The 16,266-nt window shown below is 72.2% G+C and carries 14 protein-coding genes; 12 read left to right on the top strand and 2 right to left on the bottom strand.

What is annotated here, in order from left to right:
* Positions 1-51 precede the first annotated feature (51 nt).
* Positions 52-915: an undecaprenyl-diphosphate phosphatase gene (locus B7K25_RS02735; protein WP_084103972.1), complete on the top strand. Its 864-nt coding sequence runs from the start codon at positions 52-54 to the stop codon at positions 913-915.
* 266 nt (positions 916-1,181) lie between these two features.
* Here the strand turns inward: B7K25_RS02735 and B7K25_RS02730 are convergent, their stop codons facing one another.
* Positions 1,182-2,054 (bottom strand): PAC2 family protein, encoded by an 873-nt coding sequence (locus B7K25_RS02730; RefSeq protein WP_084103970.1) that lies wholly within the window; start codon positions 2,052-2,054, stop codon positions 1,182-1,184.
* 24 nt (positions 2,055-2,078) lie between these two features.
* Here B7K25_RS02730 and B7K25_RS02725 point away from each other — a divergent pair, with 24 nt between their 5' ends.
* Entirely contained in the window at positions 2,079-2,768 is a 690-nt protein-coding gene (locus B7K25_RS02725) for an HAD family phosphatase (protein WP_234988046.1), read from the top strand.
* Positions 2,769-2,774: 6 nt separating this feature from the next.
* Here the strand turns inward: B7K25_RS02725 and B7K25_RS02720 are convergent, their stop codons facing one another.
* Positions 2,775-3,599 carry a PD-(D/E)XK nuclease family protein gene (locus B7K25_RS02720; RefSeq protein WP_200807825.1) on the bottom strand — a complete coding sequence of 275 codons (825 nt, stop codon included), beginning with the start codon at positions 3,597-3,599 and terminating at the stop codon, positions 2,775-2,777.
* Between the two features lie 99 nt (positions 3,600-3,698).
* Here B7K25_RS02720 and B7K25_RS02715 point away from each other — a divergent pair, with 99 nt between their 5' ends.
* From B7K25_RS02715 to B7K25_RS02670, 10 genes are all read left to right on the top strand, one after another.
* On the top strand, positions 3,699-4,841 hold the full coding sequence (locus B7K25_RS02715; protein WP_084103968.1) for a M50 family metallopeptidase: 1,143 nt from the start codon (positions 3,699-3,701) through the stop codon (positions 4,839-4,841).
* 63 nt (positions 4,842-4,904) lie between these two features.
* A complete protein-coding gene (locus B7K25_RS02710) occupies positions 4,905-5,930 on the top strand; it encodes a tRNA (adenine-N1)-methyltransferase (RefSeq protein WP_084103966.1) in 1,026 nt (341 codons plus the stop codon).
* Entirely contained in the window at positions 5,930-7,339 is a 1,410-nt protein-coding gene (arc, locus tag B7K25_RS02705) for a proteasome ATPase (RefSeq protein ID WP_084103964.1), read from the top strand. The genes B7K25_RS02710 and arc overlap by 1 nt, the downstream gene beginning before the upstream one ends.
* A gap of 2 nt (positions 7,340-7,341) precedes the next feature.
* Positions 7,342-8,859 carry a depupylase/deamidase Dop gene (gene dop / locus B7K25_RS02700; RefSeq protein ID WP_234988045.1) on the top strand — a complete coding sequence of 506 codons (1,518 nt, stop codon included), beginning with the start codon at positions 7,342-7,344 and terminating at the stop codon, positions 8,857-8,859.
* 262 nt (positions 8,860-9,121) lie between these two features.
* Complete coding sequence (locus B7K25_RS02695; RefSeq protein WP_084103962.1) at positions 9,122-9,307, top strand: ubiquitin-like protein Pup; 186 nt, start codon at positions 9,122-9,124, stop codon at positions 9,305-9,307.
* An 8-nt stretch (positions 9,308-9,315) separates the two neighbouring features.
* Complete coding sequence (gene pafA / locus B7K25_RS02690; protein ID WP_234988044.1) at positions 9,316-10,752, top strand: Pup--protein ligase; 1,437 nt, start codon at positions 9,316-9,318, stop codon at positions 10,750-10,752.
* 32 nt (positions 10,753-10,784) lie between these two features.
* Positions 10,785-11,726 (top strand): FKBP-type peptidyl-prolyl cis-trans isomerase, encoded by a 942-nt coding sequence (locus B7K25_RS02685; RefSeq protein ID WP_084103960.1) that lies wholly within the window; start codon positions 10,785-10,787, stop codon positions 11,724-11,726.
* Positions 11,726-12,496, top strand: a complete 771-nt coding sequence (hisF, locus tag B7K25_RS02680; protein ID WP_084103958.1) for an imidazole glycerol phosphate synthase subunit HisF — start codon at positions 11,726-11,728, stop codon at positions 12,494-12,496. The genes B7K25_RS02685 and hisF overlap by 1 nt, the downstream gene beginning before the upstream one ends.
* The gene (locus B7K25_RS02675) at positions 12,493-14,364 is read left to right on the top strand and encodes an ABC transporter ATP-binding protein (RefSeq protein WP_084103956.1); all 1,872 of its coding nucleotides are present in this window, start codon (positions 12,493-12,495) and stop codon (positions 14,362-14,364) included. The genes hisF and B7K25_RS02675 overlap by 4 nt, the downstream gene beginning before the upstream one ends.
* Positions 14,361-16,166, top strand: a complete 1,806-nt coding sequence (locus B7K25_RS02670; RefSeq protein WP_084103954.1) for an ABC transporter ATP-binding protein — start codon at positions 14,361-14,363, stop codon at positions 16,164-16,166. The genes B7K25_RS02675 and B7K25_RS02670 overlap by 4 nt, the downstream gene beginning before the upstream one ends.
* The last annotated feature ends 100 nt before the right edge of the window (positions 16,167-16,266 follow it).

Genomic DNA, 16,266 nt, shown 5'->3' with positions numbered 1-16,266 from the left:
GCACGCGGGGCCCGCGCATCGGCGCGACGCGCGGGCGCTAGCCTTGCGGTCATGAACTGGTGGGAAGCGGTCATCCTCGGCCTCGTTCAGGGGCTCACGGAGTTCCTGCCGATCTCCTCGAGCGCGCACATCCGCGTCATCGGCCCGCTGCTGCCCAGCGGCGGTGACCCGGGCGCGGCGTTCACCGCCATCATCCAGATCGGCACCGAGGCCGCGGTGCTGCTGTACTTCCGCAAGGACATCGCCCGCATCATCTCCGCGTGGTTCGCCGCGCTCGGCGGCCGCAACGGCACCGATCGAGCGTCCCGACTGGGCAAGGGCAGCCCCGATGCACGCCTCGGCTGGTGGGTGATCCTCGGCTCGATCCCCATCGTGGTGCTGGGCCTGCTGTTCCAGGACTTCATCGAGCACCACCTGCGCAACCTCTACCTCACGGCCGCCGTGCTCGCGATCTTCGCGCTCGTGCTCGGCTTCGCCGACCGCTTCGGACGCAAGGAGCGCGAGCTCACGGAGCTCACCGCCAAGGACGCGTGGCTGCTCGGCCTCGCGCAGGCGATGGCGCTCATCCCAGGCGTGTCGCGCTCGGGAGGCACCATCTCCATGGCGCTGTTCCTGGGGCTCACGCGCGAGGCGGCCGCGCGGTACTCGTTCCTGCTCGCCATCCCCGCGGTCCTCGGCTCGGGCCTGTTCGAGCTCGTCACCAACTCCGAGGAGCTCACGGCCCCCGGCGGGCCCGGCATCGCGAACACGGTGATTGCGGCGATCGTCGCGTTCGCGGTCGGCTACGTCGTGATCGTGTGGTTCCTCAAGCTCATCACCAAGCACTCGTACTGGCCGTTTGTCTGGTACCGCATCGGCCTGTCGGCGCTGATCTTCGTGCTGCTCGGCGCGGGCGTGCTCACGGCCCTCGGCTGACGACCTGACGCGAGCCACACACCGCCCCCTCTGACAGTACGAACCAGAAACTGGCGCGACACGCCGAGCAGCGCACCGCATCGGCTCTGCGGACGGCGTGTCGCCCGGAGAAGTGGTTCGCACTGTCAGCGGGGGCGGGGTGCGGAGTGCGCGGCGCCGACTGGAGCGACGATGCGGGTGCTGGGACCGCGCGCCCGTGTCAGCGGGTGTGCACGGAGGGACGATGCGTGTGCCAGGGCGGCGCGCTGACGCTCAGGGCCGCGTGACTACTCGGGGCGCTTGGGTCCGCCGTCGCCGCGCCGGCGCAGGAACTGCTCGAACTCGGCGGCGATGGCGTCGCCGGACGCCTCGGGCAGGCTCGTCTCGTCCATGACGGACTCGAGCTGCTGCACGTGCGCGGCGATCTCCTCGTCCTCCTCGGCGAGCTCGTCGGCGCCGCGCTGCCAGGCCTCGGCCTCGTCGGGCAGCTCGCCCAGGTCGATCGGCACGCCGAGCAGGCGCTCGAGCTGGCCGAGCATCGTCGCCGTCGCCTTGGGGCTCGGCGGGTGAGCGATGTAGTGCGGCACGCCCACCCACACGCTGAGCACCGTGATGCCGCGCAGCTGCGCCTCGTGGCCCAGCACGCCCACGATGCCCGTGGGCCCCTCGTAGTCCGACGGCTCGAGGCCGTAGCGGTCGCGGGCGTCGACGTCCTCGCTGGTGACGAAGGTCGGCAGGGGCCGCGTGTGCGGCACGTCGAGCAGCAGCGCGCCGCAGGTGACGAGAGTCGTGACGCCGAGGTCCTCCGCTGCGTCGAGCACCTCTGCGCTGAAGGAGCGCCAGCGCATCGACGGCTCGATGCCGCGCACGAGCGACAGCGTGCGGTCGCCGTGCCACGGGCCCGGCGTGGTCGACACCACGGTGCCGGGCCAGGAGATGACCCGGTCGCCGGACGGCAGGCGGGTCAGCGACGGGCGGCTGACCTGGAAGTCGTGGTAGTCCTCCGGGTCGATCGCGAGGTGCTGGCGCGAGCCCCACACCTCCGCGATGTGGTCCAGCGCGGACGACGCCGCGCCGCCGGCATCGTTCCAGCCCTCGAAGGCGGCGATCATCACGGTCTCGTCCGCCCCGATGGCGGTGTCGCGCTCGTCCGTGCTCATTCGCCCAGCCTAGACTCATGACCCGTGACTTCCCAGCACCCTCTTCCCGCTGCCGTGCTGTGGGACATGGACGGCACTTTGATCGACTCGGAGCCCTACTGGATCACGGCGGAGACGGAGCTCGCCCACCAGTTCGGGGTGCCCTGGACCCACGACGACGGGCTGTCGCTCGTCGGCAATCCGCTCACCGTGTCGGGCAAGGTCCTGCAGGACCGCGGCGTCGACCTCGAGATCGACCAGATCGTCGAACACCTCCTCGGCCGGGTGACCGCTCAGGTGCGCGAGCACGTGCCGTGGCAGGCCGATGCGCGTGCACTGCTCGAGCAGGTGGTCGCCGCCGGCATCCCGTGCGCGCTGGTGACGATGTCCTACACGCGTCTCGCGAACGCGCTGGTCGCCCACGCTCCGGACGCCTTCGCCGTGGTCGTCACGGGGGATCGGGTGTCGAAGGGCAAGCCCGATCCCGAGGCCTTCCTCACCGCCGCCGCCGAGCTCGGCGTCGACATCGCTGACTGCGTCGCTCTCGAGGACTCGCCGGCCGGCGTCGCGTCGGCGTACTCGTCGGGGGCGCACACCATCGGCGTGCGACGCCTCACTCCCATCGAGGGACGTCCGGGCCTGTCCCGCGTGCGCTCCCTCGAGCACATGACGGTGCCGCTGCTGCGCGAGATCGCCGGCGGGCGCCGCATCGACGAGCTGGGCGCGTCGACCTAGGCGCGGCTACGCGACCGAGATCCCAAGGGCTCGCTCGACGGCGGCGGGATCGAGCGCCGGGGGAGTGCCGCCGAACTGGGGGCACTGTGCCTGGAAGCTGCACCAGTCGCACAGCTTCGACGGCTGGGGACGGAAGCTGAGGTTGCGCGCCGCGGCCGTGATGTCGGCCCACAGCTCGCGGATCTCGTGCTCGATGAGGTCCATGTCCTGATCCGTGGGGTGCAGGACCACCGTGCCGCCGTCGCGGAGGTACAGCAGCTGCAGCAGCGCGGGACGGCGCCCGCGCAGGCGCTCGACGAGAAGCGCGTAGAAGCGCATCTGGAACTTCGCCTGCTGGCCGTAGCGCGGATGCGGGGTCTTGCCGGTCTTGTAGTCGGTGATGCGGATCGAGCCGTCGGGCGCGACCTCCACGCGGTCGATGACGCCTCGCAGGCGCGGACCGTCGTCGAGCTGGTACTCGACGAACTCCTCGCGTCCGGTCGGCTCGAGGCGCTGGGGGTTCTCCATCGTGAAGTAGGTGTCGAGACGCCCGCGCGCATCGGAGAAGAAGCTCTCCCGCTCGGCAGGGTCCGCCACGAGATCCGCGAGCTCGGGATCCTTGGCGACCATCGCCTCCCACGCGGGCTCGAGCATCGCGTGGGCCGTGGCCGCGGTGCGCTCGGCCGGCGGCCGGTCGTACAGGTGCTCGAGCACGGCGTGGACCAGCGTGCCGAGGTTGGGCACGAGCGACGGCGGCTCCGGAAGGCGGTCGATGGTGCGCAGCCGGAACAGCAGCGGGCACTGGCGGAAGTCGCCGGCGCGCGACGGGGACAGCGCGGGGGCTCTGCTCATGAGGCCACCCTAGGACGGGCCACCGACATCGACCGCCCAGCCCGCGCATCGGCCGTATGGCCGAGGAGGCGGCGGGTCGCCACCAACTACCGTGGTGCCATGACCGAGTCCCCCCAGCGCACGCGCGGGTTCCAGCTCGGCCGCGCGTTCGGCGGCCGCATCATCGTCCAGCCGTCGACCCTCGTGATGCTCGTGCTGCTGGCGTTCCTGTTCAGCACCGGAGGCGGCGCGGATCTCACGCGCCGCGGCTTCACCATCGGCCTCATCCTCGCCGTGCTGCTGTTCGTCTCCGTGTTCCTGCACGAGCTCAGCCACGCCGCCACGGCGAAGGCGCTGGGTCGCGAGGTGCACGAGGTCGTCATCACGCTGTGGGGAGGGCACACGAGCTTCGACGCGCGCGGCCTCACGCCGCGCGACAACGGGCTCACCGCCGCCGCGGGGCCGCTCACCAACCTCGTCATCTCCGGGCTCGCCTACGCGCTGCTCGCGACGGGCGCGTTCGACATCACCCTGGTCGACCTCGTCGAGGGGGACATCACCGGCTACCTCATCGTCCAGTACCTCGCGGTGGCCAACCTCATCCTCGCGATCTTCAACGCGCTGCCGGGCATCCCCATGGACGGCGGCCGCGTGCTCGAGTCGGTCGTCTGGGCGGTCACCAAGGATCGCTGGCGTGGGGTCATCGTCGCGGCGTGGGGCGGGCGCGTGATCGCCGTGGGCGTCGTGCTGTACGCGCTCGGCGCGCCCCTCGCAGCCGGACGCACGCCCACGGTCTTCGACGTGCTCTGGGCGGGCCTCATCGCGGTGATCCTGTGGCCCGCGGCGTCCCAGGCGCTGCGCGCCGCGCAGCACCTCAGCAAGCGCGAGGTGGTGAGCGCGGGCTCGGTGATGGTGCCGGCGATCGCCGTGCCGTACACCGCGAGCGTCGACCAGGCGCTCGCGGCCGCCGTCGCCGCAGGCGCGCGCGAGGTGGTCGTCACGGGAGCCGACGGAGCCGTCGCCGGACACTTCCCGGTCGCGATCGGCGAGGCGGTCCCCGCCGAGTCGCGGGACGCCACCGCGCTGACCTCGGTGCTCATGCCGGTGCCTCGCGGCAGCGAGGTGCCACCCACGCTCGGCGGCGAGGAGCTCGTGATGCGGCTGCGTGAGTGGTGGGGCAAGACCGACGGCTGGGTGGTGGTCGACAGCGGCCGTCCCGTGGGCGTCGCGCGACTCTCGGACGTCATGGAGGCGCTGCGCTGACGGGCCCGCGAGGGGCCACCGCACGCTCGAGAGGCCCCTTCCAGCGCCCCTAGACTGGAACGCATGACCGTCCCCTCCACGCCGACCGGCGCCGCCGCGCGCCGCGGCCCCCTGCGCGCGGGCGACCGCATCCAGCTCACCGACGCCAAGGGCCGCCACCACACCATCGTCCTCGAGGCCGGCAAGACCTTCCACACGCACCGCGGGCAGTTCACCCACGACGAGATCATCGGCCAGCCCGAGGGCACCGTCGTCACCAACACCGCCGGCTACGAGTACCTGGTGCTGCGGCCCCTGCTGAGCGACTTCGTCATGTCGATGCCGCGCGGCGCCGCGGTGATCTACCCCAAGGACTCGGGGCAGATCATCCAGATGGCGGACATCTATCCGGGCGCCCGCGTGGTCGAGGCCGGGGTCGGCTCCGGCGCGCTGACGATGTCGCTGCTGCGCGCCGTCGGCGACGGCGGCGAGCTGATCTCGATCGAGCGTCGCGAGGACTTCGCGGACATCGCACGCGCCAACGTCGAGAGCCACTTCGACGGACCGCACCCCGCGTGGCGGCTCGAGCTCGGCGACTTCGCGGACCGCGTGGGCGACGTCGCGGAGCCCGGCACCGTGGACCGCATCGTGCTCGACATGCTCGCGCCGTGGGAGAACCTCGACGCGGCGGCCGATGCGCTCGCCCCGGGCGGCGTCTTCCTCGCCTACGTCGCCACGACGACGCAGCTGTCCCGGCTCGCCGAGGACCTGCGCGACCACGGCGGCTTCACGGAGCCCCAGGCGTGGGAGTCGATGGTGCGCACCTGGCACCTCGAGGGACTGTCCGTGCGGCCCGACCACCGGATGATCGGCCACACCGGCTTCCTCCTCACCACGCGCAGGCTCGCCCCGGGAGTCGAGGCGCCGCTGCGCAAGCGTCGTCCGGCGAAGGGCGCGTACCCCACGGACGGCGAGTGGTCGCCGGAGGACCTGGGGGAGCGGGCGGTGAGCGACAAGAAGATCCGTCGCGTGCGCCGCGACGCGCAGCACACCCGCGAGGTGGAGCAACAAGGCCACGAGCAGGACGGACACGAGCAGGAGGAGAGCTGATGGTCGCCGACGGCCAGGACAAGGTCGCCGCGCTGCAGGCGCGCAACGCGGAGCTGCAGCGGCTGCTCGAGACGGCCCGGACGTCGCTGGGCGAGATGCGCGACAAGCTCGCGCAGGCACAGGAGCCGCCGCAGACCTTCGCGACCTTCGTCCAGAAGGTGGGCGCCCACGCCGACGTGGTGAGCAACGGGCGACGCATGCGCGTCGCGATGCTTCCGAACATCGAGGGCGACCTCGTTCCCGGTGCCGAGGTGCTGCTCAACCCCATGAGCGTCGTCGTCGGGATCGCGCAGCCCGAGCGCGCCGGCCAGGGGGCGATCGTGCGCGAGGTGATCGACGACGAGCGCCTGCTCGTGGTGGCCCGCGGCGAGGACGAGCGGGTGGTCATCCTCACCGGCGGAGACGCGCGCTCGCGGCTGTCCGAGGGCGACACCGTCATCATCGACCCGCGCACCGGGTTCGCGACCGAGCGCATCGAGCGCACCGGCGTCGAGGCTCTGCTCCTCGAGGAGGTGCCCGACGTCGACTACGACCGCATCGGCGGGCTCGCCCCGCAGATCGAGCGCATCCGCGACGCCATCGAGCTGCCTCTGCGTCACCCCGACCTGTACCGCGAGCATGCGCTCACGCCGCCGCGCGGGCTGCTGCTGTACGGCCCTCCGGGCTGCGGCAAGACCCTCATCGCGAAGGCCGTCGCGCACAGCCTCGCCGATGCGGTGGGGGCCGACCGCTCGTACTTCCTGTCCGTGAAGGGACCGGAGCTGCTCAACAAGTATGTGGGCGAGACCGAGCGCTACATCCGCACGATCTTCGAGCGCGCCCGCGCGAAGGCGAGCGCGGGGTCGCCCGTCGTCGTGTTCTTCGACGAGATGGAGGCGCTGTTCCGCTCTCGCGGCTCGGGCGTGAGCTCCGACATGGAGACCACGATCGTGCCGCAGCTGCTGACGGAGCTCGACGGCGTCGAGCAGCTGGGGAACGTGATCGTCATCGGCGCCTCGAACCGCGAGGACATGCTCGACCCCGCCATCCTGCGGCCCGGTCGTCTCGACGTGAAGATCGAGATCTCCCGGCCGGACGCGCCGAGCGCGCGCGACATCTTCTCCAAGTACCTCACCGCGGACCTGCCCATCGCCGACTCGGCTGTGACGGCTGCCGGGGGTGACCGCGACAAGGCGGCCCGCGACCTCGCCGAGCGCGGCGTGGACCGCCTCTACGCGGACCCGTCCAACAAGTCCCTCATGTCGGGCGCGCTCATCCGCAACGCGGTCGACCGTGCCAAGACCCGCGCGATCAAGGCGCTCATCGCCGGTGGCGAGCGCGGCCTCAGCGCCGCGCACGTCGACGCGGCGTGCGACCAGGAGCTGGCGGAGGCGCGAGCGGTCGCGTCGAGCTCGCTGCGCGAGGGCTGAGCGTGCGCGTCGCCGGCATCGAGACCGAGTACGGGATCGTCGACCCCGAGGCGCCGCAGGCCAACCCGATCCTGCTGTCCTCGCGCCTGGTGAGCGCGTGCCGCCTGTGGGCCGACGGCAAGACGGCGCCGTGGGACTACGGCGGCGAGGATCCCTTGCAGGATCAGCGGGGGATGCGGCGCGACCGGGCGACCGCCGGCGCGGACATGCTCACGGACGTCCACGAGTGGGACCCGGCGCACGGACGCATCTCGCTGCGCCGCCGCCGGGGCTCGTGGGAGGACCCCGCGCACCTCAACGCGGTGCTCGCGAACGGGTCGCGCTTCTACGTCGACCACGCCCACCCCGAGTACTCGGGTCCCGAGGTGGCGAGCGCCCGCGAGGCCGTGATCTGGGACCGAGCCGGCGACGCCATCGCGCTCGCGGCCGCTCAGCGCTACGCGGTCGAGGAGGACTCCCGCGTCGAGCTCTACAAGAACAACGTCGACGGCAAGGGCGCGAGCTACGGGACCCACGAGAACTTCCTCGTGCGCCGCGACGTCGACTTCGACGCGCTGGCGCGACTCATCACCGCGCATCTCGTGACGCGTCAGGTGGTCGTCGGAGCCGGACGGGTGGGCCTCGGCCAGCGCGGGGAGCGCCCCGGCTTCCAGATCTCGCAGCGCGCGGACTACATGGAGACCGAGATCGGCCTCGAGACCACGCTGCGCCGGCCCATCGTCAACACGCGCGACGAGCCCCACGCCGACCGCAAGCACTGGCGGCGCCTCCACGTCATCATCGGGGACGCGAACTGCCTCGACGTCCCCACCTACCTCAAGATCGGCACCACGGCGCTCGTGCTCGGTGCGATCGAGGCCGACGACGAGAGGCTCGAGGCGCTCGTGCTCGCGGATCCCGTCGGCGACGTCACCCGCGTGTCCTACGACCTCGACCAGCGCACCGAGCTCGCGCTCGCGTCGGGGGAGAAGGCGACCGCGCTCGAAGTGCAGCGTGCGCTGCTCGAGATCTCGCGCGACTACGCGCAGTCCGCTGACGACCTTCAGGTGCTCGCTCGCTGGGAGCAGGTGCTCGACGCGCTCGGGCGCGACATCTTCGCCGCGGCCAAGGACGTCGAGTGGGTCGCCAAGCTCCAGCTGCTCGGGCGTCTTCGCGACAAGAACTCCGTGACCGGCGAGGACGGGTCCGCCGTGCCCCTGCCGTGGGACGACCCGCGCCTGGCCGCCCTGGACCTGCAGTGGAGTCGCCTGGGCGACGGGTGGGCGTCACGCCTCGCCGCCGCCGGCGCGGTGACGCGCCTCGCGACCGACGAGGAGGTCGCGACCGCGGTCTCGACGGCGCCGCAGTCGACCCGCGCCGCCATCCGCGGTGCCTTCGTGGCCCGCCACCCGGAGCTCGTCGACGCGGCGGGATGGTCCACTGTGGTGCTCGACCGCGAGACCCGCCACGGCCGGCTCGAGGTGCTCCACCTCGACGACCCCCTGCAGACCTCCCACCCCATTCTCGACGAGCTGGGCTGACAGGCGAGACCCGGCCCGCGCATCGGCGCTGCTCCCAGCGAGAGGCGCGAACCCGCGTGTCACCGACGCTCGCCCCGACAGTTCCGAACCCCGGGCGTCCCGACAGTTCCGAACATCCTCGTGCCGACACGCCGGCGCCAGGAGGCCGGACGGCCGCGCATGCGGGGTGTCGCGTGCCGCGATGTTCGGAACTGTCGGGAGTCGAGAGCGGGGCGCCAGCCCGCAGGGGTGTGGCCCCGGGCCGCGGGGCTAGACTCGAGGCATGCCTCAGACCCACGCCTCCGGCCAGCCGTACGAGGACGACGCGCCCGCGCCCGAGCCCACGCCGGGCGGCGCGAAGGCGGAGAGCACCGACGCGCTCGACAGCCTCCTCGACGAGATCGACGACTCGCTGCAGGTCAACGCCGAGCAGTTCGTGCGCTCCTTCGTCCAGAAGGGCGGGCAGTAGCCGCGTCCGTGCTGCCTGGCGGGATCTCCGCCGACGTCCCGCCGCCGCTCGAGGTCCCGTCCGAGCGACGGATCTTTGGGCTCGAGACCGAGTTCGGCCTGCACCTGGACGCGCCCAACGCGCGCGCCGTGACGCCCGAGGAGGTCGCCGGGCACCTCTTCCACTCGGTGGTGCAGTGGGGCCGGTCGTCGAACGTGTTCCTGCCGAACGCGTCGCGGCTGTACATCGACGTGGGCGCGCACCCCGAGTACGCGACGGCGGAGTGCGACAGCCTCACCGACCTCATCGCGTCGGACAAGGCGGGGGAGCGCATCGTCCACGACCTCGTCGCCGAGGGCGAGCGACGGCTCGCCGACGCGGGGGTCGAGGGCTCGATCCACCTGTACAAGAACAACGTCGACTCGGCGGGCAACAGCTACGGGTGCCACGAGAACTACCTGGTGCGCCGGCGCGCCGACTTCCGCGCGTTCGCCTCGGCGCTGCTGCCGTTCCTCGTCACCCGCCAGATCGTCACCGGCGCCGGGACCATCACGCGCACTCCCGCGGGTGCGCACTTCAGCTTCTCGTCGCGCGCCGACCACATGTGGGAGGGCATGAGCTCCGCGACCACGCGCTCGCGGCCCATGATCAACACCCGCGACGAGCCTCACGCGAACGCCGAGCTTTACCGCCGCATGCACGTCATCGTCGGCGACTCGTCGATGTCGGAGACCACGACGCTGCTCAAGGTGGGCGCGACGGACCTCCTGCTGCGGCTCATGGAGGCGCGCATCCCGCTGCCCGACCTCACGCTCGCCAAGGAGATGCAGGCGATCCGCGACGTCGCCCACGACCTCACGGGCGCGGCGACCGTCGAGCTCGCCGACGGACGCGAGCTCACCGCCGTCCAGGTCCAGCAGACGTACCTCGACGTCGTGCGCTCGCACGTGGGTGACCTGATCGAGCGCACCGACGAGGTCGAGCGCATCCTCGACCTGTGGCAGCGCGGCATCGACGCCGTGCGCACGCAGGACCCGACGCTGGTCGACACCGAGGTGGATTGGGCGATCAAGCATCGGCTCATCGAGCGCTATCGCGACCGGCTCGACTGCCGCCTCGACGACCCCCGGCTCGCGCGCCTGGAGCTCGCCTACCACGACATCTCGCCGACCCGGGGGCTGTTCCACCGGCTCGTGCGCGACGGGCTGGCTGCCACGGTGGTGTCGGATGCGCAGATCGAGGCCGCGCGCACGGAGCCGCCGGCCACGACCAGGGCCGCGCTGCGGGGCCGCTTCGTCACCGCGGCCCTCGCGTCGGGCCAGGACTTCACCGTGGACTGGGTGCACCTCAAGCTGGCCGGCGGCGCCAAGCGGACCATCCTCCTGAAGGACCCGTTCCGGGCCACCGACGAGCGCGTCGACAGCCTGCTCGAGGCGCTCGACGGCTCCGCCCCGGCAGTAGACTGAACCCACTCCCTCCCGTCTCGAAAGGGGCACCCATGCGTCGTCTCGCCATGCTCGCTGCCGCCTGCGCCGGTGCGCTGGCCCTCGCGGCGTGCACGAGCGAGCCGGACGAGACGGACGCGAGCGTGTCGCCGTCCGCGGGCATCGACGCCATCACCGTGACGCAGTCCGAGACCCTCGCTCCCGACATCGAGTTCGTGCCCGGCCTCGACTACAGCGAGGAGGAGACCCGGGTGCTGTGGGAGGGCGACGGCGACCTGCTCGTCGACGGCCAGTCGCTGCTCCTCGACATCTACGGCGAGTCCCTCGTCGACGGCACCGTGATCATCAACACCTTCGACGGCACCCCCACGTCGTTCCTGCTGGCGCCCGAGATCATCGGCGACGGCATGTACGAGGCGCTGCAGGGCGTCCACGTCGGCGGCCGCGTCCTCGTGGTGACGCCCCCTGGCGAGGGCGTCGCCGAGAGCGAGCCCATCGCGATGGTGGTCGACGTGCTCCCGACGGGCCCCGTGGGCGAGCCGGTCGACACCCCCGAGGGCATGCCGACGGTCACGACGCTCGAGGACGGCACCCCGGAGGTCTCGGTGCCCGACGACGCCGTGGCGCCGGCAGACCTCCAGACCGCGACGCTCGTGCGCGGCTCCGGCCCGCAGATCACGGCGGCCTCGCAGGTGCTCGCGAACTACTCGATCGTGTACTTCTCCGACAGCCCCGCGGACGAGGACGCCGGGCTCGAGGCGGGGGAGCAGTGGAAGGCGGGCGACGTGTTCGACTCGTCGTGGCCCGCGGAGCGCGAGCCGCTGCTCGTCGACATGGACGAGGTGTCCGCGGTGCCGGGCCTCCAGCAGGGCCTGCTCGACCAGACCCAGGGCTCGCGCGTGATGATGGTGGTGCCGCCCGCGCTGGGCTACCCCGCGCAGGGCACGATGATCTTCGTCGTCGACATCCTCGACGTGTGGAATCCGGAGGCGTGATGGGTGCTGCGGTGCGGGTGATCCCCTGCCTCGACGTCGACGCCGGACGCGTGGTCAAGGGCGTGAACTTCAAGGAGCTGCGCGACGCGGGCGACCCCGTCGAGCTCGCGCGAGAGTACGGCGCTGCGGGCGCCGACGAGGTGACGTTCCTCGACGTCACGGCGTCGAGCGACGGCCGCGACACCACCTACGACGTGGTGGGTCGCACGGCCGACACCGTCTTCGTCCCGCTCACCGTCGGAGGCGGCGTGCGCAGCCCCGAGGACGTCGACCGACTGCTGCGCTCCGGCGCGGACAAGGTGGGCGTGAACACGGCGGCCATCGAGCGTCCCGAGCTCATCCGCGAGATCGCCCAGCGCTTCGGCTCCCAGGTGCTCGTGCTGTCCGTGGACGCGCGCCGGTGCGGACCCGACACCGTCACCGAGTCCGGCTTCGAGGTCACCACCCATGGCGGCAAGAAGGGCACCGGCATCGACGCCGTCGAGTGGGCCCGACGCGGGGCGGAGCTCGGCGCCGGCGAGATCCTGCTGAACTCGATGGACGCCGACGGCACGACGGGAGGCTTCGACCTCGAGATGATCCGCGACGTGCGCGCCGTGGTGTCGATCCCGCTCATCGCCTCGGGAGGCGCCGGCACCGCCCAGCACTTCGTCGAGGCCGCGCAGGCGGGAGCCGACGCGGTGCTCGCCGCGAGCGTGTTCCACTTCGGCACCCTCAGCATCGGTGAGGTCAAGGAGGCCATGCGCTCCGCGGGAATCGAGGTTCGATGAGCGGGTCCACCAGGGCCGACGACTACCGCCTGAGCGGGTCCTTCAACCGCAAGGCGTTCCAGCTGCTCCGGCACGCCGTGAGGACCGAGCGCTGGCGCTTCGTCTTCGCCATCGCCGCCGCCGCGGTGTTCTCGATCCTCACCGTCATCTTCGGCACGCTGCTCGGCGAGATCACCGACGACGTCGTGATCCCCGGGGTGGCGGGCGAGGAGATCCAGGGGATCTGGGGCGAGATCACGCAGGACCCGCTCGAGGCGATCATGCTCGCCGGCGGCGCGTTCCTCCTCATCGGCATCCTCAACGCCGTCCTCGTGGGGCTGCGCCGCGGCGTGCAGGGCATCGCCGTCGCGGGCGTTGGCGCGCGGCACCGCCGCGTGGTGGCCGATGCGCTCGCCAGCCTCCCGCTCGGGTGGCACCGGGCGAACCCCTCGGGTCGCATCCTGTCCGCGATGTCTTCGGACTCGGAGAGCGCCACCAACACCCTGCACCCGTTCGCCTTCACGGTGGGCTCGTTCGTCATGATGTTCGCCGCCGGCTGGTCGATGTGGCGCATGGACCCGTGGCTGGCCGTGACGGGCCTGGCCGTCGTGCCCATCATCTTCGCGATCAACCTCGCCTACGAGAAGGTCATCACCCCGCGGTGGGACCTCGGTCAGTCGCTGCGCGCCGACGTGTCGACCATCGCCCACGAGAGCTTCGAGGGCGGCACGGTCGTCAAGGCCTTGGGCGCCGAGCAGCGCGAGACCGACCGGTTCTCGACGGCCGTGACGGGCCTGCGCGACGCCGACATCCGGGTGGGCCGCACGAGCGCGTGGTTCGAGCCGCTCATGGACCTCATCGTGCCCCTGGGGTCCGTCGCGCTGATGATCGTGGGCGCGCTGCGCGCCGAGGCGGGCGCGGTCACCGTCGGCAACGTCGTGTCCGCGATCTACCTCGTGACCCTGCTCGCGGTGCCGATCCGCGGCCTCGGCTGGGTGCTGGGCCAGATGCCGCAGGCGCTCGTCGCGTTCCGCCGCGTGGGCGAGATCGCGCAGGCCGCCACCGAGGTCGACGAGCCCGGCCACCGCGAGGTGCCTCGCGACGGTGCCGGTGCGGTGCGCTTCTCCGGCGCCGACATCGGGGCCGACGACGGCGACGGCGGCCTCGCGGTCATCCTCCGCGACGTGTCGCTGACCCTCGAGCCGGGCACGGTCACCGCCCTCGTCGGCGCGACCGGTGCCGGCAAGACCACCGTGGCGCTCGCCGCCGCGCGCCTCGCGCACCCCGTGCAGGGGGCGATCACCCTCGACGACGTCGACATGGAGACCATCGCCGCGCTGGGCGGCCACGTCGCGCTCGTGCCGCAGACGGCCTTCGTCTTCGCCGGCACGGTCCGCGACAACGTGACGCTCGGCGAGGACTACGACGACGACGCCGTCTGGACCGCGCTCGAGCAGGCGAGCATCACCGACGTGGTGCGCGGCGTGGGCAGGGGCGAGGCGACGGGCCTCGACGCCGTGCTCGCCGAGCGCGGCATGAACCTCTCGGGCGGCCAGCGCCAGCGCCTCGCGCTCGCGCGCGCGCTCGTGCGCCGCCCCCGGGTGCTGGTCCTCGATGACGCCACATCCGCGGTCGACCCCCGCGTCGAGCAGGAGATCCTGCGCGGCCTGAGCGCGGACGGCCAGGGCCCGACGGTGCTGATCATCGCGTACCGCCTCGCGTCCATCATGCTCGCCGACCACGTCGTGCACGTCGACTCCGGCAGCGTCGTGGACGCCGGCGCCCACGCCGAGCTGCTCGAGCGCGACCGCGGCTACCGCGAGCTCGTGCTCGCGTACGAGGAGGACTCGCGCCGCCAGGCCGAGGAGGAAGCGGGGTACGTCGGATGACCGGCGCGCAGCAGGCTCGCCCGCAGTCGGGCGACGAGATGTCGGTGCGGCACATGTTCCGTCGCGGCCTCCAGGTGAGCCCCGAGTTCCGGGCGGGCCTGGTCGTGACCTTGATCCTCGCCGCCCTCGCGGCGTGCGGGCGAGCGGCCGTGCCGTTCCTTACGCAGCGCGTCACGGACGAGGGGCTGCTGGCCCCCGGAGGCGTCGACGTCGAGGTCGTGCTGCGCTACGCGCTGGCCGGCGCGGGAGTGCTCATCCTCGCCGCGGTGCTCGCCTGGCGGGTGCGCGTGCGGATGGTGTCCGCCGCCGAGAAGGGCCTCGCGACGCTCCGCATCCGCGCGTTCGGCAAGGTGCACGAGCTCAGCGTCCTCACCCAGAACGAGGAGCAGCGCGGCCGCTACGTCTCGCGCGTGACCGGCGACGTCGAGACCATGCGCGACCTCATGCAGTGGACGGGAGCGGCGATGATCATCTCCGCGCTCGAGTCCGCCGCGGTGTTCATGGTGATGCTCGCGTACTCGTGGCAGCTGTCGCTGCTCGTGCTGCTGGCGTTCCTGCCGATGGTGTTCTCGCTGCTGTGGATCCAGCCGCGCGTGCGCCGCGCGTTCCAGGGCGTGCGCTCGAAGATGGCGGACCTGCTGGGCCGCACCTCCGAGCAGATCGTCGGCGTCGCGACCATTCGCTCTTACGGCGTGCAGCAGCGCATGCGCGACCAGCTGAACGCCGACATCGACGACATCCTGCGCGCCGAGCGCAAGGCGTCGATCCTCGCCTCGCTGAACTTCTCCTCGACGGTCATCGGTCAGTCCCTCGCGACGGGGCTCGCGCTCATCGGCGGCACCGCGCTCGCGCTGCGCGGCGACCTCACCGTCGGCACCGTGGTCGCCTTCGCGTTCCTGGTCTACATGTTCGCCGGCCCGCTGATGTGGATCATCGAGATGCTCGCGGAGATGCAGCGCGCCGTCGTGGGCTGGCGTCGCGTCCTCGAGCTGGTCGACGAGGAGGTCACCATCGCCGATCCCGGCGCGGACGGCACCCCCATCCCGCACGGCCACGGCGAGCTCGACATGCAGGGCATCCGCCTGACGTACCCCGGCGGTCCCGAGGTGCTCAAGGGCGTCGACCTGGCGGTGCCCGCGGGCAAGCGCATCGCGCTCGTGGGCCAGACGGGCTCGGGGAAGACCTCGCTGGCGCGCCTCATGTCCCGCTTCTTCGACCCGACCGAGGGGCTCGTGAGGGTCGGCGGCGTCGACCTGCGCGAGGTGCCCATGGACTCGCTGCGTCGGTCCATCGCCGTCGTGCCGCAGGAGGGCTTCCTCTTCGACGGGTCGATCCGCAGCAACCTCGCCTACGCCATCCCCGACGCCTCGGCCGACGACCTCGAGCACCGCGCTCTCGCCGCGTTCGAGTCGCTCGGGCTGGACGCCTGGATCGACGCGCTGCCGCAGGGCCTCGACACCCACGTGGGGCCGCGCGGCGAGCTGCTCAGCGCCGGCGAGCGCCAGCTGGTGTCGATCGCGCGGGCCTATCTGCGCGACCCGGACCTGCTGATCCTCGACGAGGCGACCTCCGCGGTCGACCCCGCCACGGAAGTGCGCATCTCGCGCGCGCTCGAGGGGCTCATGCAGGGCCGCACCGCGGTCGTCATCGCGCACCGCCTGTCGACCGCCGAGCGCGCCGACCTCGTCGCGGTCATGGAGCAGGGCGAGCTCATCGAGGTCGGTCCCCACCGCGACCTCGTCGCCGCCGGTGGCACCTACGCGTCCCTGTACGCCGCGTGGGTCTCGCAGACGAGGGACTAGCCCCGACCCAGCCGCGGGGGCGAGCCCACCCCAGTCCGCGCATCGGCCCTCCGCCGTCACGCGAGCGGGGCGACGCGAGACGTGGCCGCGATCTGGAAGG

Source organism: Demequina sp. NBRC 110056 (assembly GCF_002090155.1).
Classification (GTDB): domain Bacteria; phylum Actinomycetota; class Actinomycetes; order Actinomycetales; family Demequinaceae; genus Demequina.
The sequence above is the reverse complement of the archived record's forward strand: the minus strand, read 5'-3'. Positions and strand labels throughout refer to the sequence as shown.